Source organism: Streptomyces sp. NPDC048352 (genome assembly GCF_040651895.1).
GTDB lineage: Bacteria > Actinomycetota > Actinomycetes > Streptomycetales > Streptomycetaceae > Streptomyces.
Map to the genome: position 1 here is coordinate 136,654 of NZ_JBEZKZ010000006.1, position 23,552 is coordinate 160,205.

Annotated in this window: 16 protein-coding genes; 10 read left to right on the forward strand and 6 right to left on the reverse strand. The window is 71.2% G+C overall.

The annotated features are described in order from the left end of the window. Positions 1–102: 102 nt before the first annotated feature. Positions 103–2,679: a SpoIIE family protein phosphatase gene (locus AB0D45_RS05825; protein ID WP_362455450.1), complete on the forward strand. Its 2,577-nt coding sequence runs from the start codon at positions 103–105 to the stop codon at positions 2,677–2,679. Between the two features lie 42 nt (positions 2,680–2,721). Here AB0D45_RS05825 and AB0D45_RS05830 read toward each other — a convergent pair whose 3' ends face one another. The 6 genes from AB0D45_RS05830 to AB0D45_RS05855 all read right to left on the reverse strand — a co-directional run bounded on the left by AB0D45_RS05830 (position 2,722) and on the right by AB0D45_RS05855 (position 9,539). Next, entirely contained in the window at positions 2,722–3,438 is a 717-nt protein-coding gene (locus AB0D45_RS05830) for a PspA/IM30 family protein (protein WP_362455430.1), read from the reverse strand. Between the two features lie 39 nt (positions 3,439–3,477). Then, complete coding sequence (locus AB0D45_RS05835) at positions 3,478–5,598, reverse strand: TPM domain-containing protein (protein ID WP_362455431.1); 2,121 nt, start codon at positions 5,596–5,598, stop codon at positions 3,478–3,480. Between the two features lie 73 nt (positions 5,599–5,671). Then, a complete protein-coding gene (locus AB0D45_RS05840; RefSeq protein ID WP_361598361.1) occupies positions 5,672–6,454 on the reverse strand; it encodes a succinate dehydrogenase/fumarate reductase iron-sulfur subunit in 783 nt (260 codons plus the stop codon). Beyond that, positions 6,451–8,367 (reverse strand): fumarate reductase/succinate dehydrogenase flavoprotein subunit, encoded by a 1,917-nt coding sequence (locus tag AB0D45_RS05845; protein WP_362455432.1) that lies wholly within the window; start codon positions 8,365–8,367, stop codon positions 6,451–6,453. Before AB0D45_RS05845 ends, AB0D45_RS05840 begins: the two co-directional genes overlap by 4 nt. Before the next feature lies 1 nt (position 8,368). Further along, a complete protein-coding gene (locus AB0D45_RS05850) occupies positions 8,369–9,193 on the reverse strand; it encodes a hypothetical protein (protein WP_362455433.1) in 825 nt (274 codons plus the stop codon). 124 nt (positions 9,194–9,317) lie between these two features. Further along, entirely contained in the window at positions 9,318–9,539 is a 222-nt protein-coding gene (locus tag AB0D45_RS05855) for a hypothetical protein (protein ID WP_362455434.1), read from the reverse strand. Between the two features lie 399 nt (positions 9,540–9,938). On the opposite strand from AB0D45_RS05855, the gene AB0D45_RS05860 reads away from it, so the two are divergent. The 9 genes from AB0D45_RS05860 (at position 9,939) to AB0D45_RS05900 (ending at position 23,524) form a co-directional block, all read left to right on the forward strand. Beyond that, a complete protein-coding gene (locus tag AB0D45_RS05860; protein ID WP_362455435.1) occupies positions 9,939–12,293 on the forward strand; it encodes an ABC transporter family substrate-binding protein in 2,355 nt (784 codons plus the stop codon). A 372-nt stretch (positions 12,294–12,665) separates the two neighbouring features. Then, entirely contained in the window at positions 12,666–14,570 is a 1,905-nt protein-coding gene (gene typA / locus AB0D45_RS05865) for a translational GTPase TypA (RefSeq protein ID WP_361598346.1), read from the forward strand. A 437-nt stretch (positions 14,571–15,007) separates the two neighbouring features. Then, positions 15,008–16,630, forward strand: a complete 1,623-nt coding sequence (locus AB0D45_RS05870; RefSeq protein ID WP_362455436.1) for an ABC transporter substrate-binding protein — start codon at positions 15,008–15,010, stop codon at positions 16,628–16,630. 91 nt (positions 16,631–16,721) lie between these two features. Continuing rightward, positions 16,722–17,669 (forward strand): ABC transporter permease, encoded by a 948-nt coding sequence (locus AB0D45_RS05875; RefSeq protein ID WP_361598340.1) that lies wholly within the window; start codon positions 16,722–16,724, stop codon positions 17,667–17,669. Then, a complete protein-coding gene (locus AB0D45_RS05880; RefSeq protein ID WP_361598337.1) occupies positions 17,662–18,615 on the forward strand; it encodes an ABC transporter permease in 954 nt (317 codons plus the stop codon). Before AB0D45_RS05875 ends, AB0D45_RS05880 begins: the two co-directional genes overlap by 8 nt. A gap of 13 nt (positions 18,616–18,628) precedes the next feature. Continuing rightward, complete coding sequence (locus AB0D45_RS05885; protein WP_361598334.1) at positions 18,629–19,684, forward strand: ABC transporter ATP-binding protein; 1,056 nt, start codon at positions 18,629–18,631, stop codon at positions 19,682–19,684. Beyond that, entirely contained in the window at positions 19,677–20,723 is a 1,047-nt protein-coding gene (locus tag AB0D45_RS05890) for a dipeptide ABC transporter ATP-binding protein (RefSeq protein WP_362455437.1), read from the forward strand. Before AB0D45_RS05885 ends, AB0D45_RS05890 begins: the two co-directional genes overlap by 8 nt. Before the next feature lie 124 nt (positions 20,724–20,847). Continuing rightward, a complete protein-coding gene (locus AB0D45_RS05895; protein WP_362455438.1) occupies positions 20,848–21,786 on the forward strand; it encodes a GNAT family N-acetyltransferase in 939 nt (312 codons plus the stop codon). A 106-nt stretch (positions 21,787–21,892) separates the two neighbouring features. After that, positions 21,893–23,524 (forward strand): ABC transporter substrate-binding protein, encoded by a 1,632-nt coding sequence (locus AB0D45_RS05900; protein ID WP_362455439.1) that lies wholly within the window; start codon positions 21,893–21,895, stop codon positions 23,522–23,524. Positions 23,525–23,552 lie beyond the last annotated feature (28 nt).

The following is a 23,552-nucleotide window of genomic DNA, read 5'->3' on the forward strand; positions in this document are numbered from 1 at the left end:
ATACTTCGGTCATGGCCGGTCCGGTTGCGGTGAGCTGGAGGGGACGGTCGCGTGAGCGAGATACCTGCGCAGACACATCAGGCCCGGGTGCCCGGGGAGCCTATGCACGACTCCCTGTGGCACAGCAGTCCGCCTGGCTCGATATACGACTACATCAAGGTGGCCTCCTTCTCGATCGGCCCTGAGGGGCTGATCGACCAGTGGAGCCTGCGCGCCGAGGAGCTGTTCGGGCTCGGCGCCGCGCAGGCGGTGGGGCGCGACCCGGTCGACGCCTTCATGCCCCCCGAGCTGCGCGAGGACGGCCACCGCAAGGTCGCCGAGATCCTCGACGGCAAGGAATGGACCGGCCTGGTCCCCTTCCGGGTCCCGGGCGGGAACGGGGCCCGGGGCGTGGCCGAGATCTATGTGATGCCGACCCTGACCGAGAGCGCCGAGCGGGCCGCGCTGTGCGTCGTCGTGGACGTACGCGCGCTGCGGCGCATCGAATCCGACCTCGCCGCCTCCCAGGCCATATTCGGCCAATCCCCCTTCGGGTTCCTGCTGTTCGGCACCGACCTCACGGTGCAGCGCGCCAACCGCCGCTTCGCGACCGTCTTCGGCGGAGCGGCCGAGGAGCACCGCGGCCGGACCGTGCACGACTACCTGCCTCCCCACGAGGCCGACCGCATGGCCGAAGCCCTGCGCCGGGTCCTGGAGACCGGCGAGTCCGTCACCGACCTGCGGATCACCGGAGCCACCCCCCGCAGCCGCGACGACCGGCACTGGTCCATCAACCTCTACCGGGTGCACGACGGCACCGGCAGCCCCATCGGCATCGCCGGCCTCGGGACCGACGTCACCCGCCGCCACCTCGCCGCCCGCGAGGCCGCCGGCGTCCGCCGCAACCTCGCCCTGCTCAACGAGGCCGGGCACCGCATCGGCAACTCCCTCGACCTGGAGACCACCGCCCGCGAACTCCTCGACGTCACCGTCCCCGGCTTCTGCGACCTGGCCGCCGTCGACCTCTACCAGGGGCTGCTGCTCGGCGACGACGACCGGCCCGCCCGCCCGCAGGGACCCGGGGTGCCCTCGCTGCCCGGGCAGGGGGCCCGGCGCGCCCCCTCCGCGCCGCTGCGCCGGGTGGCCTTCGCCTCCGCCGTGTCCGACGCGCCGCTGTCCGGGCCCGGCGCGCCGGTCTCCGTGGGGGAGACCCACCGCTACCCGGCCGCCTCCCCCGGGGCGCTGGCCCTGCGCACGGCACGCCCCCGGCTCGTCGCGGGCGGCGGCCCGGACGACCTCGTCCAGTCCACCCTGATCGTCCCGATGGTCGCCCACGACACCGTGGTCGGCCTCGCCCAGTTCTCCCGTACGAAGGGCAGCGAGCCCTTCGGCGAGCGCGACCGGGCCGTCGCCGTGGAACTGGCCGCACGGGCCGCCGTGTGCATCGACAACGCCCGCCTCTACCGGCGCGAGCACGAACGGGCGCTGATCCTCCAGCGCAGCCTGCTGCCCCCCGGCGACCCGGAGGCGGCCGGACTGGACATCGCCTGCCGGTACCTGCCGGGCAACGCCGCCACCGAGGTCGGCGGCGACTGGTTCGACGTCATCGAACTGCCCGGCCACCGCACCGCGCTGGTCGTCGGCGACGTCATGGGCCGCGGGCTGCGGGCCGCCGTCGCCATGGGCGAACTGCGCACCGCCGTGCGCACCCTCGCCCTGCTGGACCTGGAGCCGGCCGAGGTGCTCAGCGCCCTCGACGAGGTCGCGCGCGGGCTCGGCGCCCCCGGCGGCGCGCAGCAGGCCTCGCGCGCCGCCCTGCACTCCCGCGACGCGGACCGTTCCGAGGTCTACCTCGCCACCTGCGTGTACGCCGTCTACGACCCGGTGACCCGCCGCTGCACCATCGCCAACGCCGGCCACATGCCGCCCGTGCTGGTCGAACCCGCCGAGGACGGCGCCGCACCGCGCCCCGGACTCCTGCTGGAGATCCCGACCGGGATGCCCCTGGGCGTGGGCGGCGAACCCTTCGAGGAGGTCGAGGTCGAACTGCCCGAGGGGGCCCTGCTCGCCCTCTACACCGACGGCCTCGTCGAATCCCGCGACCACCCCCTGGAGGAGGGCCTGCGCGGGCTGCGCGGGGCGCTCGCCGATCCGTCCCGCCCGCTGGAGGAGGTCTGCGACCACGTCCTGGACACCCTCCACACCCGGCACGGCGAGGACGACATCGCGCTGCTGATGGCGCGGGTGCAGGGGCTGCCCGTGGACGCCGTCGGCGACTGGCAGCTGCCGCGCGAGGCCCGCTCCGTGGGCCGGGCCCGCGAGCTGGCCCGAGCGAAGCTGCCCGCGTGGGGCCTGGAAGGGCTGCTCGACACCACGGAGCTGCTGGTCAGCGAGCTCGTCACCAACGCCCTGCGGTACGGGGAGGGCGAGATCCGGCTGCGGCTGCTGCTGGACCGGACCCTGGTGTGCGAGGTCTGGGACGGCAACCTGGCCCAGCCCAGGCGCCGCCGCGCCCGGGACACCGACGAGGGCGGCCGCGGCCTCCAGCTCGTCGGCCTGCTGTCGGCCGGCTGGGGCACCCGCCGCACCCACCGGGGCAAGACCGTCTGGTTCGAGCTCCCGCTCCCGATGCCCGGCGGCGCGCCGGGCGAGGCGGTCACCGAGCTGTCGGCGGAGCAGCTGCTGAGCATGTACGGGTGAGGCGGCGACGTCCGAGACGGGAAGCGGGCCGGGTGAGGGGGCTCAGGCCGCCCGGGCTTTGAGGGCGGCCAGGCGGGCCTCGATCTCCGAGGCCCGGCCGAGGTCCTCCAGCGACTCGAACTGGGCGTCCAGGGAGGAAGCCGCCAGCTCCTGCCTGCCCTGCGCCATCGCCTCCTCGCGCCGGACCTTCTCCTCGAAGCGGTTCAGGTCGCTCGCCGGGTCCAGGACGTCGACGCTCTCCACCGCGTCCAGCATCGTGTTCTGCGCCCGGGCCGTCCCCGCCCGGGCCACCAGCTCGTCCCGCTTGGCCCGGAGCTCCGCCAGCTTGTCCTCCATCGCGGCCAGCCCCGCCCGGAGCCGGTCCACGACCTGCGTCTGCGCGGCGATCACCGGCTCCGCCGTCCGGGCCTCCTGTTCCGACCGCAGCTGCCGGCCCAGGGCCACCTTGGCCAGGTTGTCGAACCGGTCCGCGTCCGCCGCCGTACCGGCCGCGCGCAGCTCGTCCGCCTTGCGGCTGGCCGCGAGGGCCTTGCCGCCCCACTCGGCGGCGGCGTCCACGTCCTCCTTGTGGTCGGCCTCCAGCAGCCGCAGGTTGCCGAGGGTCGTCGCCACCGCCTGCTCGGCCTCCGAGATGTTGTCCGCGTAGTCGCGGAGCAGCTGGTCGAGCATCTTCTGCGGGTCCTCCGCCTGGTCCAGCAGCGCGTTGATGTTGGCCTTCGCGAGCTGGGTGACGCGGCCGAGGATCGTCTGCCTGCCCATGGGGGTTCCTCCTGGGGGGTCGGTCCGTCTGCTGCCGGATCAGAAGCGGCCTCCGCCGCCCATGCGGCCGCGGGTGCCGCCGCCGCCGTACGAGCCGGGCCCGCCGCCTCCGCCGCCGAAGCCGCCCCCGCCTCCGAAGCCCGTGCCGAAGCCGCCCCGGCCGCCGCCGCGGAGGATCCCGCCGAGGATGATCCCGCCCAGGACCGCCCCGCCCCGGCCGCCGCCCGCGCGCCGGCCCGCGTACGGGTTCCGGTACGCCGCCACGTCCTGCTCCGCCAGCTGCTGCGCCTGCCGGGCCAGGGAGTCCGCCTGCTGCGCCTCCGCCAGCGCCCCCGCCGGGTCCTGGCCGGACAGCGCCCCCGACCGCTCCAGGTGCCGCTGCGCCTCCGCGAGCCGGGTCCGGGCCGGGCTGCCGACCGCGCCCCGGCTGGTGGTGACGTAGTCCGACGCGGCGCCGATCGCGCTGCGGGCCGACAGCAGGGCCGGCTCCAGCAGCGCCGCCGCGCGCCGCCGGCCCGACTCCTGCTCCCGGGCCCCCGCCAGGGCCTCGTCGAGGGCCGCGTCCGCCTCCTCGACCCGGCGCAGCGCGTCGATCGGGTCGTACCGGCCGGCCTCCCGCTCCGCGCGCACGCCGGCCAGTACGGACTCCGCCCGGCCGACGCGGCCGCGCAGGTCCCCCGTCGCGGAGCCCTCGGCGCTGCCGCTGAGCAGGCCGCGCGCGTCGGCGAGGTCCGCCTCCGTCTCGGTGAGGGCGCCCGGCAGCTTCCCGGCCGCCTCCTCCAGCTCCCGCGCCCGCCGCTCGACCGCGTCGAGGAGGGTCGCCGCCTGGTCCACCGCGCCCTCGGCGGCCCGTACGTGCACGGCCGCCCGGCCGTTGTCCCCGGCGGCGAGCGCGGCCCGCGCCCCGCCGAGGGCGGTCGACGCGAACAGCAGCCGGTCCTCGGCCCGGGCGGGGTGGGAGGCCACCGGGGCGGACGCGGAGTCCGCGTACCGGCGCGTCAGCGCGGCCAGGGTCGCCCCGGCGGCCGCCGTACGCCCCGTCAGCGCGCGGAAGTGTGCCTCGACGGTGGCAACGGCCTGCGGGGCGTTCTTCTCCAGGTCCCGCAGCCGGTCGAACTCCGCCGACCGGGCGTCGAGGCGCCGGTTCGCCTCCGTGCAGCGGGCCACGATCTCGTCCAGCATCCGGCGCCGGGTGGCGTCGTCCTCCGGCTCGGCGTCGTCCAGCTGCTGGCGCAGCCGGAAGGCGTGCGTCAGCTCGTCCTCGGCGTACGCCACCGCCTCGGTGAAGGGCCCGACCGCCTCGTCGCCGAACTGGGCCGTGGCGAAGCCGAGTTCCTCCCTGCTGGTGCGGACGGCGTCGTCGGTGGCCACGAGCAGGGCCTTCGCCGTGGCGTCGAGCTCCGGCAGCGGGGCGGGCACGGCGCGGGCGCCGTCCCAGCCGATGTGGCTGGTGCGGGTGCCCCTCCCGGCACCCCCGCCGGCGCCGCGCCTGCGGCGGCGGTACGCGTACACGCCGAGCGCCCCGGCGGCGCCGACGGCGGCCACCGGCACCACGAAGTCGCCGGCCCCGCCCCGGCCGCCGGTCCGGCCGCCCCCGGGGTCGGGCAGGCCGGGGGTGAGGGCGGGGACGGGGACGGGCCGGCCGCCGAGGACGGCGTCGTAGCCGTCCGCCGCGCCGATCGCGGCGCCGGCCCAGTCGTTCTCGCGCAGGGCGGGCTCGATGGCCGTACGGGCGACGGCGGCGAGCTGCTCCTCGGTGAAACCGGAGTCCACGTCGGCCGAATAGGCGTACTGGCGGGCGCGGGTCGCGACGGCGAGGAGGACGTCGTCCCGGCCCAGGCCGTTCTTCTGGGCGGTGGCGTCGGCCCAGCTCTGCGGGGAGCGGTCGGAGAAGTCGTGCACGTAGGTGACGAAGAGCTGGATCCGGCGGTCGGCGTAGAGCCGGTCGAGGGCGGCCGTCACGGCGGGGGCGCGGGAGCCGAGGGCGCCGACGCGGTCGGTGACCTGGCCCTGCTGCGCCAGGGTGACGGGATCCTCGGCGCGGGCCGGCGCCGCCGCCGGCCCGCCGAGTGCGAGCAGCGCGGCGGCGACGGCGAGCCCGGCCCGTACGGCTCTCCCGCAGACGGTGCCGGTCCGCGTCCTGCTGCTCGGCGAGGTCACATGGGGGAGGTTATGGGCCGGTACCTCCCCCCGCATCCGGAGCGCCCCGCCTCCCCGCCGCCATGGGGACGGCTCAGGCCGTGCCGTCGTCCGAACGGCGCCGGATCTTGTTCCCCAGCCACACCAGGGGGTCGAACGTGCGGTCCACGGCCCGCTCCTTCAGCGGGATCAGGGCGTTGTCGGTGATCTTGATGCCTTCCGGGCAGACCTCCGTACAGCACTTGGTGATGTTGCAGTAGCCCAGCCCGTGCTCCTCCTGGGCGGTGCGTTTGCGGTCCAGGCCCGAGGCGGCGGCCGCGTCCAGCGGGTGCATGTCCAGCTCCGCGACCCGCATCAGGAAGCGGGGGCCCGCGAAGGCGGCCTTGTTCTCCTCGTGGTCGCGCACCACGTGGCAGGTGTCCTGGCACAGGAAGCACTCGATGCACTTGCGGAACTCCTGCGAGCGTTCCACGTCCACCTGCTGCATCCGGTACTCGCCCGCCGCGACGCCCGGGGGCGGGACGAACGCCGGCACCTCCCGCGCCTTGGCGTAGTTGAAGGACACGTCCGTCACCAGGTCCCGGACCACCGGGAAGGCCCGCAGCGGGGTGATCGTGACGGTCTCCTCGCGGCTGAAGACCGACATCCGCGTCATGCACAGCAGCCGGGGCCGGCCGTTGATCTCCGCGCTGCACGAGCCGCACTTGCCCGCCTTGCAGTTCCAGCGGACCGCGAGGTCGGACGCCTGGGTCGCCTGGAGCCGGTGCACGATGTCCAGGACCACCTCGCCGTCGTGCACCTCGACGGTGAAGTCCCGCAGCTCCCCGCCCTCCGCGTCGCCCCGCCAGACCCGGAAGCGTGCGTCGTATGTGGTCACCCGTACAGCTCCTCTTCGGCGAGGTACTTGGCCAGCTCTTCCTTCTCGAAGAGCGCGAGCAGGTCGGGGCGGACCGGTTCGGTACGCACCCGCTGGAGCGCGATCCGGGGCGCCGCGGGATCGGCGGGGGCCGGCTCCACGGGCCGGCACAGCAGGTTCACCGCCCGCCACTGCCGCTCCATCGCCGGGCAGTCCTCGCGGGTGTGCCCGCCCCGGCTCTCGGTGCGCTCCAGCGCGGCACGGGCCACGCACTCGCTGACCAGCAGCATGTTGCGCAGGTCCAGCGCCAGGTGCCAGCCCGGGTTGAACTGCCGGTGCCCCTCGACCCCGGCCCGGGCCGCCCGTACGCGCAGGGCCGCCAGCCGCTCCAGGGCCTCGGCCATCTCGGCCTCCCGGCGGATGATGCCGACCAGGTCGTTCATCGCCGTCTGGAGCTCCTGGTGGAGGGTGTACGGGTTCTCCGCGCCCTCGTCCGCGTGGAAGGGGGCCAGCGCCTCCGCCGCCGCCGCGTCGATCGCGGCCTGGGAGACCGCGGGCCGTCCCGCGGTCCCGGCGGCGTACCGCGCCGCGTGCAGCCCGGCCCGCCGGCCGAAGACCAGCAGGTCGGACAGGGAGTTGCCGCCGAGCCGGTTCGAGCCGTGCATGCCGCCCGCGACCTCACCGGCGGCGAACAGCCCCGGTACGCCCACGGTGGCGGCGGTGTCGGAGTCGACCGCGATCCCGCCCATCACGTAGTGGCAGGTCGGGCCGACCTCCATCGGCTCGGCGGTGATGTCCACGTCCGCCAGCTCCTTGAACTGGTGGTACATGGAGGGCAGCCGGCGCCTGATCTTCTCGGCCGGCATCCGGGTGGACACGTCGAGGAAGACCCCGCCGTGCGGGGAGCCGCGGCCGGCCTTCACCTCGGAGTTGATGGCCCGCGCCACCTCGTCGCGGGGGAGCAGTTCGGGCGGGCGCCGGTTGTGGTCCGGGTCCTCGTACCAGCGGTCGCCCTCCTCCTCGGACTCGGCGTACTTCTCCTTGAAGACGTCCGGGACGTAGTCGAACATGAACCGCTTGCCGTCGGAGTTGCGCAGCACCCCGCCGTCGCCGCGCACCGATTCGGTGACGAGGATCCCCTTCACCGAGGGCGGCCAGACCATGCCGGTCGGGTGGAACTGCACGAACTCCATGTTCAGCAGGGGCGCGCCGGCGAGCAGGGCCAGCGCGTGGCCGTCGCCGGTGTACTCCCAGGAGTTGGAGGTGGTCTTGAAGGACTTGCCGATCCCGCCCGTGGCCAGCACCACCGCCGGGGCCTCCAGGACGAAGAAGCGGCCGGACTCGCGCTCGTAGCAGAAGGTGCCCGAGACCCTCTCGCCGTCCGTGAGGCCGCGATCCTTCAACACGCGCGTCACCGTGCACTCCTGGAAGACCTTGAGGCGCGCCTCGTGGTCCCCGTGCTCCTCGAAGTCCTCCTGCTGGAGCTGGACGATCTTCTGCTGGAGGGTGCGGATCAGCTCCAGGCCGGTCCGGTCGCCGACGTGGGCGAGGCGCGGGTACTCGTGCCCGCCGAAGTTGCGCTGGGAGATCCGCCCGTCGGGCGTGCGGTCGAAGAGCGCGCCCCAGGTCTCCAGCTCCCACACCCGGTCCGGGGCCTCCTTGGCGTGCAGTTCGGCCATCCGCCACTGGTTGAGGAACTTGCCGCCGCGCATGGTGTCGCGGAAGTGCACCTGCCAGTTGTCGCCCTCGTTGACGTTGCCCATGGAGGCGGCGATCCCGCCCTCGGCCATCACCGTGTGGGCCTTGCCGAAGAGGGACTTGCAGATCACCGCCGTACGGGCGCCCCGCTCGCGGGCCTCGATCGCGGCCCGCAGCCCGGCACCGCCCGCGCCGACCACGACCACGTCCCACTGCTGCCGTTCCACTTGAGCCATCTCAGAAGATCCTCGGGTCGGTGATGGTGCCGCTGGCCAGCAGGTACACGTAGAAGTCGCACAGGGCCACGCTGATCAGCGAGGCCCACGCGAGCTGCATGTGGCGGGCGTTGAGCCGGCTGACCCAGCCCCACAGGCGGTAGCGCACCGGATGCCGCGAGAAGTGCTTGAGGCGGCCGCCCATGATGTGCCGGCAGGAGTGGCAGGACAGGGTGTAGGCCCAGATCAACACGATGTTGGCGAGGAAGACGAGGGTGCCGAGCCCCATGTGGCCCCACGCGTAGTGCTCGTCGCGGAAGGTCAGCACCGTGTCGTACGTGAGGACGCCCGCGACGGGCACGGCCGCGTAGAAGAAGTACCGGTGCAGGTTCTGCAGGACCAGCGGGAAGCGGGTCTCACCCGTGTACGACGCGTGCGGCTCGGCGACGGCGCAGGCGGGCGGCGAGGCCCAGAAGCCCCGGTAGTAGGCCTTGCGGTAGTAGTAGCAGGTCAGCCGGAAGCCGAGCGGGAAGATCAGGATCAGCAGCGCGGGGGACAGGCCCCACCAGCTGCCGAACAGGTCGAGGTTGGGGCCGCCGCGCATCTCCCGGCAGTTCTCCGCCAGACAGGGGGAGTAGAACGGGGAGACGTACGGGGCCGCGTAGTAGTGGTCGTCGGCGAAGGCGCGCCAGGTCGAGTACGCGATGAAGGCGAGCAGCCCGGCCGCGGTGCCGGCGGGCGACAGCCACCACCGGTCGGTCCGCAGGTGCCGGGCCGCGATCGCGGCCCGCGAGGGGCCGTGGACCCCGCCGGGCCGCTGCTGGGGTGGTTCCGTGCCTGTGGCCAAAGGGAACTCCGGGTGGAGTGGTGAGGGGTGGCCCAGGAGGCCCGGCCGCCGGAGCGGCCGGGCCAGATGGGGGTGCTGTGCTGTGCTGTGCTGTGCGGTGTGGACGCGGACGGCGGGCGGGCCTCTAGGGGGCGCGGCGGTCGCGGGCGCCGAGGCCCTCGTCGTCGGTGTCCGTCCACAGCGCGCTGTCGTACGGGGTGTCCGGGATGGTGACCATCCGGGAGGTGTCCGGCGGCCTGGAGCCGGCGGCGGACTGCCGGGCGACGTCCTTCTCCAGCTGCTCCACCGAGCGGACCAGCTCGTTGAGATTGCGTCGTACGGCGGTCAGATCATCTTGCAGGGACATGACGTGCCCTCACTTCCGCAGGGTGCGGTGGCAACGCTCACGGGCGCCTGCGAGTGTCGCGCCTCCCGTCCCCGGTTGTGAAGGGACGTGCAGCGATTCCGGGCGCGCAGGCGCAAACCGTGCGCCCCTCCCTGCCCCCTCTTCATCCCTCGAACGAGGGAACGCTCGCCTGGGCGCGCGTCCCGGCGGCCGACCGGGGCGGGGGCCGGAGCCCGGGGCGCAAGCCGGATTGGTCCGCACGGGTGGGGTTCGCGGCGTGGCGAGGGGCCGCTCCGAAGGACGGGGGCGGCGGTCGATTTCAGTGGGTTGCGGCACCAGTGTGATCAGCTCCATATACCGCCGAACGTGATCAAGAACCCTGTTTCGCAGTCCTCACGCCCCGCCCCGGAGGTACCACCCATGACCCAGAGAAAGCGCAGGTCCTTGGCGCTCCTCGCCTCGGGAGTCCTTGCACTGCCGCTCCTCGCGGGCTGCGGGGCGGGTGAGGAGGAGGGCGGCCCGGCCGTCGCGGGACCGGACGTCGCGGCGACCGTCCGCGAGCAGGTCGCCGACGGCGGCGTGCTGCGCTGGGCCGTGGACTCCATGCCGCAGACCCTGAACACCTTCCAGGCCGATGCGGACGCCACCACCACCCGGATCGCGGGCGCGGTCCTGCCCCAGCTGTTCACGCTCGACGCCAAGGGCCGGCCGGTGGCCGATCCCGACTACCTGGAGAAGGCCGAGGTCGTCGAGCGCGAGCCCAAGCAGGTCGTCCTGTACAAGCTGAACCAGCAGGCGGTGTGGAGCGACGGGCGCGAGATCGGCGCCGCCGACTTCGTCGCCCAGTGGCGCGCCCTGAACGGCAAGGACTCGGCGTTCTGGACCGCGCGCAACGCCGGCTACGACCGGATCGAGAAGATCGAGCGCGGCAAGACCGACCTGGAGGTCAAGGTCACCTTCGGCCGGCCGTACTCCGACTGGCGGTCCCTGTTCAGCCCGCTCTACCCCAAGCAGGTCATGGGCACCCCCGAGGCCTTCAACGAGGGCGCCCGCGGCGCCCTCAAGGTCACGGCCGGGCCGTTCGGCCTCGGGACCATCGACAAGAAGACCGGCACCGCGGCCCTGTCCCGCAACCCGCGCTGGTGGGGCCGGCCGGCCAAGCTGGACACGCTCGTGCTGACGGCGGTGCCCCGGTCGGGCCGCCCGGCGGCGCTCGCCGCCGGGAAGGTCGACCTGGCCGAGATCGACCGCTCGGGCGCCGACCGCATCGCCCTCGCCCACCGGGACGCCGGGCGCGTGGACGGCACCCACGGGCCGGACGCCTCGCTCACCGTCGCGCAGGCCACCCTTTCCTGGGCGCTGGCCCACGGCGCGGACGAGACCAAGGCCAGGGAGGAGCAGGAGAACCGCCAGAAGAACGCCGAGGCCGCCAGGAAGTACGCCGAGGAGCAGGCGGCCCTGCGCGGCTTCACGGTCCGCAAGTCGCTGGAGCCCGCCTACACCCAGCTCGCCATGAACGGCGCCTCCGGCCCGCTGTCGGACGAGCGGGTCCGCCGGGCGGTGGCCCGCGCCCTGGACCGCAAGACGCTGGCGCAGATCGTCCTGGGACCGCTGGGCCTGCCCGCGAAGCCGGTCGGCAGCCACCTGGCGCTGGCCGGGCAGCAGGCGTACGCGGACAACAGCGAGGCCCTCGGCGGCCAGGACACGCAGGCGGCGCAGGCCCTGCTGGCGGACGCCGGCTGGCGCAGGGGCGGCAAGATCACCGAGCCGGCCGGGGCGAAGGCGGGGCCCGAGAGCACGCGGGACGACTCCAAGACCCCGCAGGGCCCCGGCACCGGCAACGACGGCCTCTACATCGTGGGCCAGGACGACGGGCGCAACGGCGACCTGCGCGCGGCGGCCGGCGACCTCGGCGTGCGCGGGGCGGCGGCCCGGCCCGGGCTGCCCGGCGCCCCCGCCGCGGGGCTGCGCGTCCTGCCGCAGGGGCCGGCGCGCGGCTTCGAGGCGGAGCCGGCCTCCTTCGCCGCCCAGCAGGAGCAGGTACTGCTGGGCCAGGCGCAGGCCCTGGAAGCGGCCGCGGCCGCCTCCGCCGCCCCCGCAGCGGCCGACGACGCCAAGGCCCCCGCCGCGGAGGACGACGCCAAGGACGCGGTGGCCAGCCCGACCCCCGCCCCGGCCAAGCAGGCCGTCCGCACCTCGGGGACGATGCTCGCCAAGGACGGCAAGGCCCTCAGCCTGCGCTTCGTCCTCCCGGCGGGCCCCGGCTCGGAGGCCCTGCGCACGGTCGGCGAGCGGATCTCCCAGATGCTCCAGAAGGTCGGCATCGGCACCCAGATCACCAAGGTCGCGGACGAGAGCTTCTTCAAGGACCACATCGCCTCGGGCCAGTACGACCTGGCCCTCTACTCCTGGCCCGCGACGGCCTTCCCGGCCACCGACGCCCGGCCCATCTTCGCCAAGCCGGAGCCGGCCGCCGACGGCTCGCTCCTGGTCGAGCAGAACTACACCCGGGTCGGCACCGACCACATCGACCAGCTCTTCGACCAGGCGGCCGGCGAGCTGGACGAGGAGCAGGCCCGCGAGCTGATGCGCAAGGCGGACGCCCGGATCTGGGCCGCGGCCGGCTCCATCCCGCTCTACCAGCGGCCCGAGCTGGTCGCCGTCAAGCCGAACCTGGCCAACGCCGGGGCCTTCGGGCTCGGGGTGCCCCGCTACCAGGACATCGGGTGGAAGAAGCCTCCCCAGGACAAGGACGCCAAGAAGGAGAAGAAGTAGCCGGGCAGGAGGAGCGGGGGAGAAGAAGTGATGAAAAAACGGGGCCTGTCGGGTTGACCCGCGACCGGCAAGCTCAGAAGTGACTCAAGTTCCTTGCCCGCCGGATCCCCCGGCGGGCAAGGTCGTGCCTACCCATTGACCCGCACGAACACAGCACGAACACAGCACGGACACAGGCCGCGGCGCCCGCCGGGAACCCCCACCCCACACCCGGCGTTCCTCAGCCCTCCGGCCCCTTGACAGACCCCCCGGCAGCCGGTTCCCGCCAATCGACGTACGATGGGGTAAGGCCGTGGCAGGTTTTCCGCCCGGTCGAGGCGCGCGTGCCGGACCGTACGCGACGCCATCCACGATCCCGGGAGAAGCGCCGAAGTGCCCACGCGCCACGACATCCGTAACGTCGCCATCGTCGCCCACGTCGACCATGGCAAGACGACCATCGTCGATGCCATGCTCAAGCAGGCCGGTGCCTTCGCCGCCCACCAGCAGCTCGACGACCGCATGATGGACTCGAACGACCTGGAGCGTGAGAAGGGCATCACGATCCTCGCCAAGAACACGGCGGTGAAGTACCACCCCAAGGACGGCGGGGCCCCGATCACGATCAACATCATCGACACCCCCGGCCACGCCGACTTCGGTGGTGAGGTCGAGCGCGGTCTGTCGATGGTGGACGCCGTCGTCCTGCTGGTGGACGCCTCCGAGGGTCCGCTGCCCCAGACCCGCTTCGTGCTGCGCAAGGCCCTGCAGGCGAAGATGCCGGTCATCCTCTGCATCAACAAGACGGACCGCCCGGACTCCCGGATCGACGAGGTCGTCAACGAGACGTACGACCTCTTCCTGGACCTGGACGCGGACGAGGACCAGATCGAGTTCCCGATCGTCTACGCCTGCGGCCGTGACGGCGTCGCCTCGCTGACCAAGCCGGAGGACGGCACCGTCCCCGCGGACAGCGACAGCCTGGAGCCGTTCTTCTCCACCATCCTGGAGCACGTCCCCGCCCCGGTCTACGACGACGAGGCCCCCCTCCAGGCCCACGTCACCAACCTGGACGCCGACAACTTCCTCGGCCGCATCGCGCTTTTGCGCGTCGAGCAGGGCGAGCTGCGCAAGGGCCAGACGGTCGCGTGGATCAAGCGTGACGGCTCCATCTCCAACGTCCGCATCACCGAGCTGATGATGACCGAGGCGCTCACCCGCAAGCCGGCCGAGGTGGCGGGCCCGGGCGACATCTGCGCCGTCGCCGGTATCCCGGACATCATGATCGGCGAGACCCTGGCCGACCCGGAGAACCCGATCGCCCTGCCGCTGATCTCGGTGGACGAGCCGGCGATCTCCATGACCATCGGTACGAACACCTCCCCGATGGTCGGCCGCGGCGGCACCGGCAAGGGCGCGGACGCCAAGTCCGCGGTCAAGGACCGCAAGGTCACCGCCCGCCAGGTCAAGGACCGTCTGGACCGCGAGCTCATCGGCAACGTCTCGCTCCGCGTCCTGGACACCGAGCGCCCGGACGCCTGGGAGGTCCAGGGCCGTGGTGAGCTCGCGCTGGCCATCCTGGTCGAGCAGATGCGCCGCGAGGGCTTCGAGCTGACCATCGGCAAGCCGCAGGTGGTCACGCAGGAGATCGACGGCAAGGTCCACGAGCCGGTCGAGCGCATGACCATCGACGTGCCCGAGGAGCACATGGGCGCCGTCACGCAGCTCATGGGCGTCCGCAAGGGCCGCATGGACAACATGTCGAACCACGGCTCCGGCTGGGTCCGCATGGAGTTCGTCGTCCCGTCGCGCGGCCTCATCGGCTTCCGCACGGAGTTCCTGACCAACACCCGCGGTACGGGCATCGCCCACTCGATCCACGAGGGCCACGAGCCGTGGTTCGGCCCGCTGGTCACCCGCAACAACGGTTCGCTGGTCGCCGACCGCGCCGGTGCGGTCACCCCGTTCGCCATGATCAACCTCCAGGAGCGCGGTGTCCTGTTCACCGAGCCCGGCACCGAGGTGTACGAGGGCATGATCGTCGGTGAGAACTCGCGCTCCGACGACATGGACGTGAACATCACCAAGGAGAAGAAGCTCACCAACATGCGTGCGGCTTCCGCGGACAACACGGAGAACGTGATCCCGCCGCGCAAGCTCTCCCTGGAGCAGTCCCTGGAGTTCTGCCGCGACGACGAGTGCGTCGAGGTGACCCCGGAGGCCGTGCGCATCCGCAAGGTCGTCCTGGACCAGAAGGAGCGCTCGCGCACCGCGTCGCGCGCCAAGTCGGCCAAGTAGGACGCGAGTCGCACGCGAGTGCGGCTCTGGCTTGAACCGTTCGACTGACGACGGCCCCTCTCCGCACCGGACCGGTGCGGGGAGGGGCCGTTCGCATTTGTCAAACGGATTGTTGCGTTCTGGTGTCCGCATACCGGCCGTGACGCACCGGATGATGAGTCAACCGTCCGTTTCGCACGTGTCTGTCTCCTATCTGTTTGTCCGGATTTCGGGTTTTCGCCATGCGGTGATGTTGTGAAAACGAGACCACTTAAGTGTGGTTTACGGCCTGGCAGTCCCTGAGGATGGCTCCATTGAGCTCGGGTCAATGGGTCACACGCTGTGGGGAGCGTCGACTCACGAGCACACACCGATGGGACCGGATCCCGCTGTCAGGGGTGTCAGCGCGAACCGGGTCCTTCACGAATCGACAGTGACTCCTGAGGAGGCAAATACCCATGCGCGGAGCAACGAGCGCCAAGTGGGTCGCGGGTGCCGTCATCGTGGCCATGGCCGCGACGGCTTGCAGCACCGGTAGCAACGACGCCGGTGGCAAGGGCGGCAACATCACCGTTGTGCTCGGCGAGCCGCAGCACGGCCTGGTGGGCCAGAACACGGCCGAGTCCGAAGGCGCCGAGGTCCTCAACGCGCTCTTCGCCGGCCTGGTCAAGTACGACAACAAGACCAACGAGCCGAAGCTCGACGTCGCCGAGTCCATCGAGACGACGGACTCGAAGACCTGGACCATCAAGGTCAAGGACGGCTTCACCTTCCACAACGGTGAGAAGGTCGACGCCCAGTCCTTCGTCCGCGCCTGGAACTGGGGCGCCAACCAGGAGAACGCCGCCGAGGGCATGCCGTTCTTCTCCAAGATCGAGGGCTCCGACGAGCTCGCCCCGGGCAAGGACAAGAAGCCCACGGCGAAGGAGCTCAAGGGCCTCAAGGTCGTTGACGAGAAGACCTTCACCGTCACGCTGAAGGAGCCCTTCTCCCAGTTCAAGACCATGCTGGGCTACAACGCCTTCTACCCGCTGCCGAAGGCCTTCGAGACGCAGGGCGCCAAGAAGTTCGGCGAGCAGCCGATCGGCAACGGCCCCTTCCAGATGGACGGCAACTGGGAGCACAACAAGCAGATCAAGGTCAAGCGCTTCGACAAATACCCGGCCGAGGGCCGCGCGAAGCTGGCCGGCGTCACCTTCAAGATCTACGACAACCTGGACACGGCGTACAACGACCTGCGCGCCGACAACATCCAGATCGTCGACAAGCTCCCCGTCTCCGCGATGGCCTCGGTCTCGCAGGAGTTCGGCGACCGCTACCTGTACAAGCCCGAGTCGGGCGTCGGCTACATCGGCCTCCCGCTGGAGACCAACCCCGAGGCCTTCGGCAAGGTGGAGATCCGCCAGGCCCTCTCCATGGCCATCGACCGGGAAGCCATCACGAAGACCATCTTCAACGGCACCCGCAAGCCGGCCGACGACTTCATCAGCCCCATCATCCCGGGCTACCGCAAGGGCGCGCTGGGCGAGGTCGGCCAGTACAACCCGACCAAGGCCAAGGAGCTCTTCGAGAAGGCCGGCGGTGTCCCCGGCAACAAGATGGAGCTCGGCTACAACGCCGACGGCGGCCACAAGGAGTGGATCGAGGCCGTCGCCAACCAGCTGAAGACGAACCTCGGCATCGAGGTCACCGCCAAGCCGTACGCCAAGTTCGGCGACATGCTGGACGACCTGGGCGCGGCGAAGTACAAGGGCGGCTTCCGCATGGCGTGGTCCATGGACTACCCGGCGGCGGAGAACTACCTGCGCCCGATCTTCTCGAAGCAGGCGATCGAGCAGGGCTCCAACTACGGCCACTACAAGAACGACGAGTTCGAGAAGGTCATGGCGGACGCCGACAAGGCGACCGACCCCGCCGAGGGCCTGAAGCTGTACCAGAAGGCCGATGACATCATCATCAAGGACCTTCCGTACATCCCGGTGTTCACGTACATGTCTTCTTCGGCCTACTCCAAGTCCGTGAAGAACGTCGAGGTCGACGCCCAGGGCCGCATGGACCTGGCGAACGTCGAGCGCAACTAACACCCCTCGTCACTTAGGGGCTTCGGGGGCGGGCAGACGGAATCAGGTTTCCGTCTGCCCGCCTTTCCCCCTGTTCTTTGCTGGAGGTCTGATGGGCCGCTACCTCATCCGCCGACTCATACAGGCGATCCCTGTTCTGATCGGTGCCACGTTCCTGATCTACCTGCTGACCTTCGCGATGCCCGGCGCTGACCCGATTCAGCTGCTCGCCGGCGAGAAGAAGGCAGACCCGCTCGTCGCGTCGATGCTGCGCGAGAAGTACCACCTGGACGACCCGTTCCTGCTGCAGTACTGGAACTACATCACCGGCGTCTTCCAGGGCGACCTCGGCGAGACCCTCACCGGGCGCAAGGTCGCCGACCTGATCGGCGAGGCCTTCCCGTACACGGTGAACCTCGCGATCTTCTCCTTCGTCATCGAGGCCGTCGTCGGCGTCGCGGCCGGCATCATGGCCGCCCTGCGCCGCGGCAAGTTCCTCGACCAGCTGGTCCTCATCTCCACCCTGATGGTCATCTCGATCCCCGTCTTCGTGACCGGTTTCGTCCTGCAGCTGACCCTCGGCGTACAGCTGAAGAACAACTGGGGCATCGAGCTCTTCTCCGTCTCCTTCAACGAGAACGACGGATTCCGCGCCTACCTCCTCCCGGCGTGGGTCCTCGCCTCCACCTCCCTGGCGTACGTGGCCCGACTGACCCGTACCAGCCTCATGGAGACGATGCGGGCCGACTACGTCCGCACCGCCACCGCCAAGGGCCTGCCCCGCCGCCGCGTCGTGGTCAACCACGCGCTGCGCAACGCGCTGATCCCGATCGTCACCTTCCTCGGCGCCGACCTCGGCGCCCTCATGGGCGGTGCCGTCATCACCGAGCGCATCTTCAACATCCACGGTCTCGGCGGCCTGCTCGCCCAGTCCGTGTACCTGAAGCAGGGTGCCGTCGTCGTGGGAGGTGTGACCCTCCTGGTCCTCATCTACCTCGTCGCCAACCTCCTGGTGGACCTGCTGTACGCCGTGCTCGACCCGAGGATCCGCTATGCGTGACACGAAGACGGTGGAGGACTCGATGACCGACACCCAGACCGCCGGCGCCACCTCCGCCGGCGCCAAGGCGCCCGAGGTCAAGAAGAAGAAGGACCGCGAGGCCAGCCTCTGGTCCGACGCCCTCCAGGACCTGCGCCGCAACCCGATCTTCATCATCGGCGCCGTGCTCGTCGTGTTCCTGCTGATCGTCGCCGCGGTGCCGCAGCTGTTCACCGACGGCAGCCCCTTCGACTCGGGCGCCTGCAAGCTGGAGGACTCGCTCAAGACCCCCAGCTCCGCGCACTGGTTCGGCTTCGACATCCAGGGCTGCGACGTCTACACCCGTACGGTGTGGGCCGCCCGCAACTCCGTGATCGTCGGCGTCGTCACCACCACGCTGGTCCTGCTCGTCGGCGGCGCCCTCGGCCTGATCGCCGGCTGGGTCGGCGGCATCGTCGACAGCTTCCTGTCCCGCTTCACCGAGATCTTCTTCGCGATCCCGCTGCTCCTCGGCGGCATGCTGATCATGTCGGCCCTGCCGGGCAACGCCTGGACGGTCTCGCTGGTGCTCGCGATCCTCGGCTGGCCGCAGATCTTCCGCATCATGCGGTCCTCGGTGCTGCAGAACAAGAACAACGACTACGTGGTCGCCGCCCGCGCCCTCGGTGCCGGCACCCTGCGCATCACGATCCGCCACATCCTGCCGAACGCCGTCGCCCCCGTCATCGTGGTCGGCGCGATCAGCCTGGGTGTGTACATCTCGGCGGAGGCCGCCCTGTCGTACCTCGGCATCGGCGTGCAGCCCCCGCAGATCTCCTGGGGCCTGATGGTCAGCGACGCCTCCGTCCGCTGGCTCCAGGCACCGCACGTGCTGCTGTTCCCGTCGATCGCGCTGAGCATCACCGTGCTCGCATTCATCATGGTCGGCGACGCGGTACGCGACGCCCTCGACCCGAAGCTGCGCTGAGGAAGGGCGTACGTTGACCACCATCGACAAGACCTCGAACGTCCCCGCGCCGCGCTCGGCGCCGGAGGGGACCCCGCTGCTCGAAGTGCGCGACCTGCACGTCGAGTTCCACACCCGTGACGGCGTCGCCAAGGCCGTCAACGGCGTCTCGTACTCCGTCGACGCCGGCGAGACCCTCGCCGTGCTCGGCGAGTCCGGCTCCGGCAAGTCCGTGACGGCCCAGGCCATCATGGGCATCCTGGACATGCCGCCCGGCAGGATCCCCTCCGGTGAGATCCTCTTCCAGGGCCAGGACCTGCTGAAGCTCCCGGCCGAGGAGTTCCGCAAGGTCCGCGGCCAGAAGATCGCCATGATCTTCCAGGACGCGCTGTCCTCGCTGAACCCGGTGCACACCGTCGGCGCCCAGCTGGGCGAGATGTTCCGCGTGCACCGCGGCATGTCCAAGAAGGACGCCACCGCCAAGGCCGTCGAGCTGATGGACCGGGTGAAGATCCCCGCCGCCAAGGCGCGCGTGGGGGACTACCCCCACCAGTTCTCCGGCGGTATGCGCCAGCGCATCATGATCGCCATGGCGATGGCCCTGGAGCCGGACCTGATCATCGCCGACGAGCCGACCACGGCCCTCGACGTGACGGTCCAGGCCCAGGTCATGGACCTGCTCGCGGAGCTCCAGCGCGAGATGAACATGGGCCTGATCCTGATCACCCACGACCTCGGCGTCGTCGCCGACGTCGCGGACAAGATCGCCGTCATGTACGGCGGCCGGATCGTCGAGAACGCCCCGGTCCACGAGATCTACAGCCGCCCGGCGCACCCGTACACCCGCGGCCTGCTCGACTCGATCCCGCGCCTGGACCAGAAGGGCCAGGAGCTCTACGCGATCAAGGGCCTGCCGCCCAACCTGCTCAACATCCCCCCGGGCTGCGCCTTCAACCCGCGCTGCCCCAAGGCCCAGGACATCTGCCGTACCGACGTTCCGGTCCTGCACCAGGTGACCGAGCAGGACGGCACGCAGATGCCCGGCCGCGGCAGCGCGTGCCACTTCTGGAAGGAGCAGATCCATGGCTGAGCTCACCAAGCCCAAGGGCGAGCCGATCCTCCAGGTGCGCAACCTGGTCAAGCACTTCCCGCTGACCCAGGGAATCCTGTTCAAGAAGCAGGTCGGGGCGGTCAAGGCCGTCGACGGCGTCTCGTTCGACCTGTACGCCGGTGAGACCCTCGGCATCGTCGGCGAGTCCGGCTGTGGCAAGTCCACCGTCGCCAAGCTGCTGATGAGCCTGGAGAAGGCCACCGCCGGCGAGGTCTTCTACAAGGGCCAGGACATCACCAAGCTGTCCGGCGCGGCCCTGAAGGCCGTCCGCCGCAACATCCAGATGGTGTTCCAGGACCCGTACACCTCGCTGAACCCCCGCATGACGGTCGGCGACATCATCGGCGAGCCGTACGAGATCCACCCCGAGGTGGCTCCCAAGGGCGACCGGCGCCGCAAGGTCCAGGAGCTCCTGGACGTCGTGGGCCTGAACCCGGAGTACATCAACCGCTACCCGCACCAGTTCTCCGGCGGCCAGCGCCAGCGCATCGGCATCGCCCGCGGCCTCGCGCTCAACCCGGAGATCATCATCTGCGACGAGCCGGTCTCCGCGCTCGACGTGTCGGTGCAGGCCCAGGTCATCAACCTGATGGAGAAGCTCCAGGACGAGTTCAACCTGTCCTACGTCTTCATCGCGCACGACCTGTCGATCGTCCGGCACATCTCCGACCGCGTCGGCGTCATGTACCTGGGCAAGATGGCGGAGATCGGCACCGACGCCGAGATCTACGACCACCCGACCCACCCGTACACGCAGGCGCTGCTGTCGGCCGTCCCGGTGCCGGACCCGGAGGCCCGCGAGGGCCGCGAGCGGATCATCCTCACCGGTGACGTCCCCTCCCCGGCCAACCCGCCCTCGGGCTGCCGCTTCCGCACCCGCTGCTGGAAGGCCGAGGAGAAGTGCGCCACGGAGGAGCCGCTGCTGGCGATCCCGACGCGCTTCCAGGGCGTCGACACCCCGGCCGCGCACGAGTCGGCCTGCCACTTCGCCGAGGAGAAGGCCGTCCTGGGCGTCTGACCCCCGCACGGCGCAGCAACACCGGGGCGCCCGGACCGGAACACCTCCGGACCGGGCGCCCCGGCGCGTGCGCGTACGGAAAAGCCGGTTGCGGCCGCGGCGCGCCGCCGCCGACAGTGGGCGGATGACCGACACGCTGACCGTCCGGCCCGCCGGGCCCGGGGACGCCCGAGACATCTGCGCACTGCTCAACGCCGTGGACGTCATCGAGATCGGCAGGCCCGAGACCGACCTGGGCACCGTCGAGGCCGACCTGAAGAACCCCGACGTGGACCTGGCCACCGACTCCTGGCTCGCCTTCCAGGGCGGCCGGCTCGTCGCCTACGCCCTGGTCTGGGCCGACTCCGGACCCGGCCGGATCGACGGTGACCACTACGTACTGCCCGGCCACGACCGGGCCGCCCTGGCACTGCTCCACCGGATGGAGGAGCGGGCCCGCAGGATGGCCGTCGGCACCGGCCCCGGCGCCCGGCTCCGGATCCAGCTCAACGTCGAGCCCACCTTGAACCTCACCCTCCTCACCGGCCGCCGCTACCGCAGCGTGCGCCGCTACCAGGTGATGACCAGGCGCCTGGGCCCCGTCGACCTGCCCCCCGCGCCGCCCCGGGGCCTCGCCCTGCGCGACTGCGCCGCCGACGAGGCCGACCGGCGCCGCGCCCACGCCCTGGTGGAGGAGACCTTCGCCGCCCACTTCGGGCACGTCGAGCGGCCGTACGAGGCCTGGCTGGACCACGTCGACGGCCGCTCCCTCGACTGGTCGCTGGTGTGGATCGCGAGCCTGCCCGGCGAGGGCGACGCGGCCGTGCTGTTCAGCCGCGACGACCGCACCAGCATGGGCTGGATCAGCCACCTCGGGGTGCGCGCCGACCTGCGCGGCAGGGGCGTCGGCGGCCACCTGCTGCGCCACGCCTTCGCCGTGTACGCCGGCCGCGGCCGTGACACCCTGGGCCTCGGAGTGGACACCCTCAACGAGAGCGGCGCCCTGGCCCTGTACGAGGCGCACGGCATGGGCCTGCACTACGCGGTCGACACCTGGGAGCTCCCGTTGCACTCGCAGGGGTGACAGGCGGGGGACGCGAGGGTGCAATCGGTCCAACCATGAGTGCACGGCATCCCACATAGGGTGACATTGCCCCTAAGTGAGTCTTGGGAGCCATAGGAGGCACTCCATGCGCGGAGCCACCCACGCCAAGTGGGCCGCATGTGCGGTGGCCGTCGCCCTCGCGGCGACGGCCTGCGGCGGCGGAAGCGACAGCGGCGGGGGCGGTGGCGCGGACGGGATCGTCAGCTCCTCCTGGGGTGACCCGCAGAACCCGCTGGAGCCCGCCAACACCAACGAGGTGCAGGGCGGCAAGGTCCTCGACATGCTCTTCCGGGGCCTCAAGCGCTACGACGCGAAGACCGGCGAGGCCACCAACATGGTCGCCGAGAAGATCGAGACCACCGACGGCCAGAACTTCACCATCACCCTGAAGGACGGCTGGAAGTTCAGCAACGACGAGCCGGTCACCGCCCAGTCCTTCGTGGACGCCTGGAACTACGCGGCGGACGTGCGCAACAAGCAGAACAACGCGCCCTTCTTCTCCGACATCGTCGGCTACGCCGACCTGCACCCGGCGAACGGCGAACCCAAGGCCAAGACGATGTCCGGCCTCGTCGTCAAGGACGCCAAGACCTTCACCGTCGCCCTGAAGGCCAAGTTCTCCACCTGGCCCGAGACCCTCGGCTACCAGGCCTTCTCCCCCCTCCCCAAGGCCTTCTTCACCGACCACTCCGCCTGGCTCGACAAGCCCGTCGGCAACGGCCCCTACACGGTGGACTCGTACACCAAGGGCACCGGCATGAAGCTGCGCACGTGGGACGGCTACCCCGGCCCCGACAAGGCGCAGAACGGCGGCGTGGACCTCAAGGTCTACACCGACAACAACACCGCCTACACCGACCTGATCTCCGGCAACCTCGACCTCGTCGACGACGTCCCGGCCCAGCAGCTGAAGAACGTCAAGGACGACCTCGGCGACCGCTACATCAACCAGCCGGCCCTCATCATCCAGACCCTCACCTTCCCGCTGTACGACCCCCAGTGGGGCAAGGAGGGCATGGAGAAGGTCCGCCGCGGCATCTCGATGGCGATCAACCGGGACGAGATCACCCAGCAGATCTTCCGCGAGACCCGCACCCCCGCCAAGGACTGGACGTCCCCGGCCCTCGGCGACAAGGGCGGCTTCAAGTCCACCCTCTGCGGCGACGCCTGCGCCTACAACCCCGCCGAGGCGAAGAAGCTGATCCAGGAGGCCGGCGGCCTGCCCGGCGGCAAGATGACCCTCACCTCGAACGTGGACACCGGCTCGCACCGCGACTGGATGGACGCCGTCTGCAACAGCGTCAACAACGCCCTCGGCGAGGGACCCGTCTGCACGGTCAACCCCGTCGGCACCTTCGCGGACTTCCGCAACCAGCAGAGCGCCTTCAAGCTCACCGGCCCCTTCCGCTCGGGCTGGCAGGCCGACTACCCGCTGATCCAGAACTTCCTCCAGCCGCTGTACTACACCGGAGCCTCCTCCAACTACGGCAAGTTCAGCAGCCCGGACTTCGACAAGCTGATCGACCAGGCCAACCAGGAGACCGACGCCGCCAAGGCCACCGCCTCCTTCCAGGACGCCGAGGAGATCCTCGCCGAGCAGATGCCCTCCATCCCCCTCTGGTACCAGAACGGAAGCGCCGGGCACTCCGAGCGGATCTCCGACGTCGCCCTGAACCAGTTCAGCGTCCCGGTCTACAACGAGATCAAGGTCAGCTGACCACTCCCACGGATCGACCCTGGAGCAG

What these genes read in the sequence shown, in the direction of transcription:
- AB0D45_RS05825 (WP_362455450.1), top strand. Translation starts at nt 103, where the DNA reads ATGCACGACTCCCTGTGGCACAGCAGTCCGCCTGGCTCGATATACGAC.
- AB0D45_RS05870 (WP_362455436.1), top strand. Translation starts at nt 15,008, where the DNA reads ATGCGCGGAGCAACGAGCGCCAAGTGGGTCGCGGGTGCCGTCATCGTG.
- AB0D45_RS05855 (WP_362455434.1), bottom strand. Translation starts at nt 9,539, where the DNA reads ATGTCCCTGCAAGATGATCTGACCGCCGTACGACGCAATCTCAACGAG.
- AB0D45_RS05875 (WP_361598340.1), top strand. Translation starts at nt 16,722, where the DNA reads ATGGGCCGCTACCTCATCCGCCGACTCATACAGGCGATCCCTGTTCTG.
- AB0D45_RS05890 (WP_362455437.1), top strand. Translation starts at nt 19,677, where the DNA reads ATGGCTGAGCTCACCAAGCCCAAGGGCGAGCCGATCCTCCAGGTGCGC.
- AB0D45_RS05845 (WP_362455432.1), bottom strand. Translation starts at nt 8,367, where the DNA reads ATGGCTCAAGTGGAACGGCAGCAGTGGGACGTGGTCGTGGTCGGCGCG.
- AB0D45_RS05860 (WP_362455435.1), top strand. Translation starts at nt 9,939, where the DNA reads ATGACCCAGAGAAAGCGCAGGTCCTTGGCGCTCCTCGCCTCGGGAGTC.
- AB0D45_RS05830 (WP_362455430.1), bottom strand. Translation starts at nt 3,438, where the DNA reads ATGGGCAGGCAGACGATCCTCGGCCGCGTCACCCAGCTCGCGAAGGCC.
- AB0D45_RS05900 (WP_362455439.1), top strand. Translation starts at nt 21,893, where the DNA reads ATGCGCGGAGCCACCCACGCCAAGTGGGCCGCATGTGCGGTGGCCGTC.
- AB0D45_RS05880 (WP_361598337.1), top strand. Translation starts at nt 17,662, where the DNA reads ATGCGTGACACGAAGACGGTGGAGGACTCGATGACCGACACCCAGACC.
- AB0D45_RS05895 (WP_362455438.1), top strand. Translation starts at nt 20,848, where the DNA reads ATGACCGACACGCTGACCGTCCGGCCCGCCGGGCCCGGGGACGCCCGA.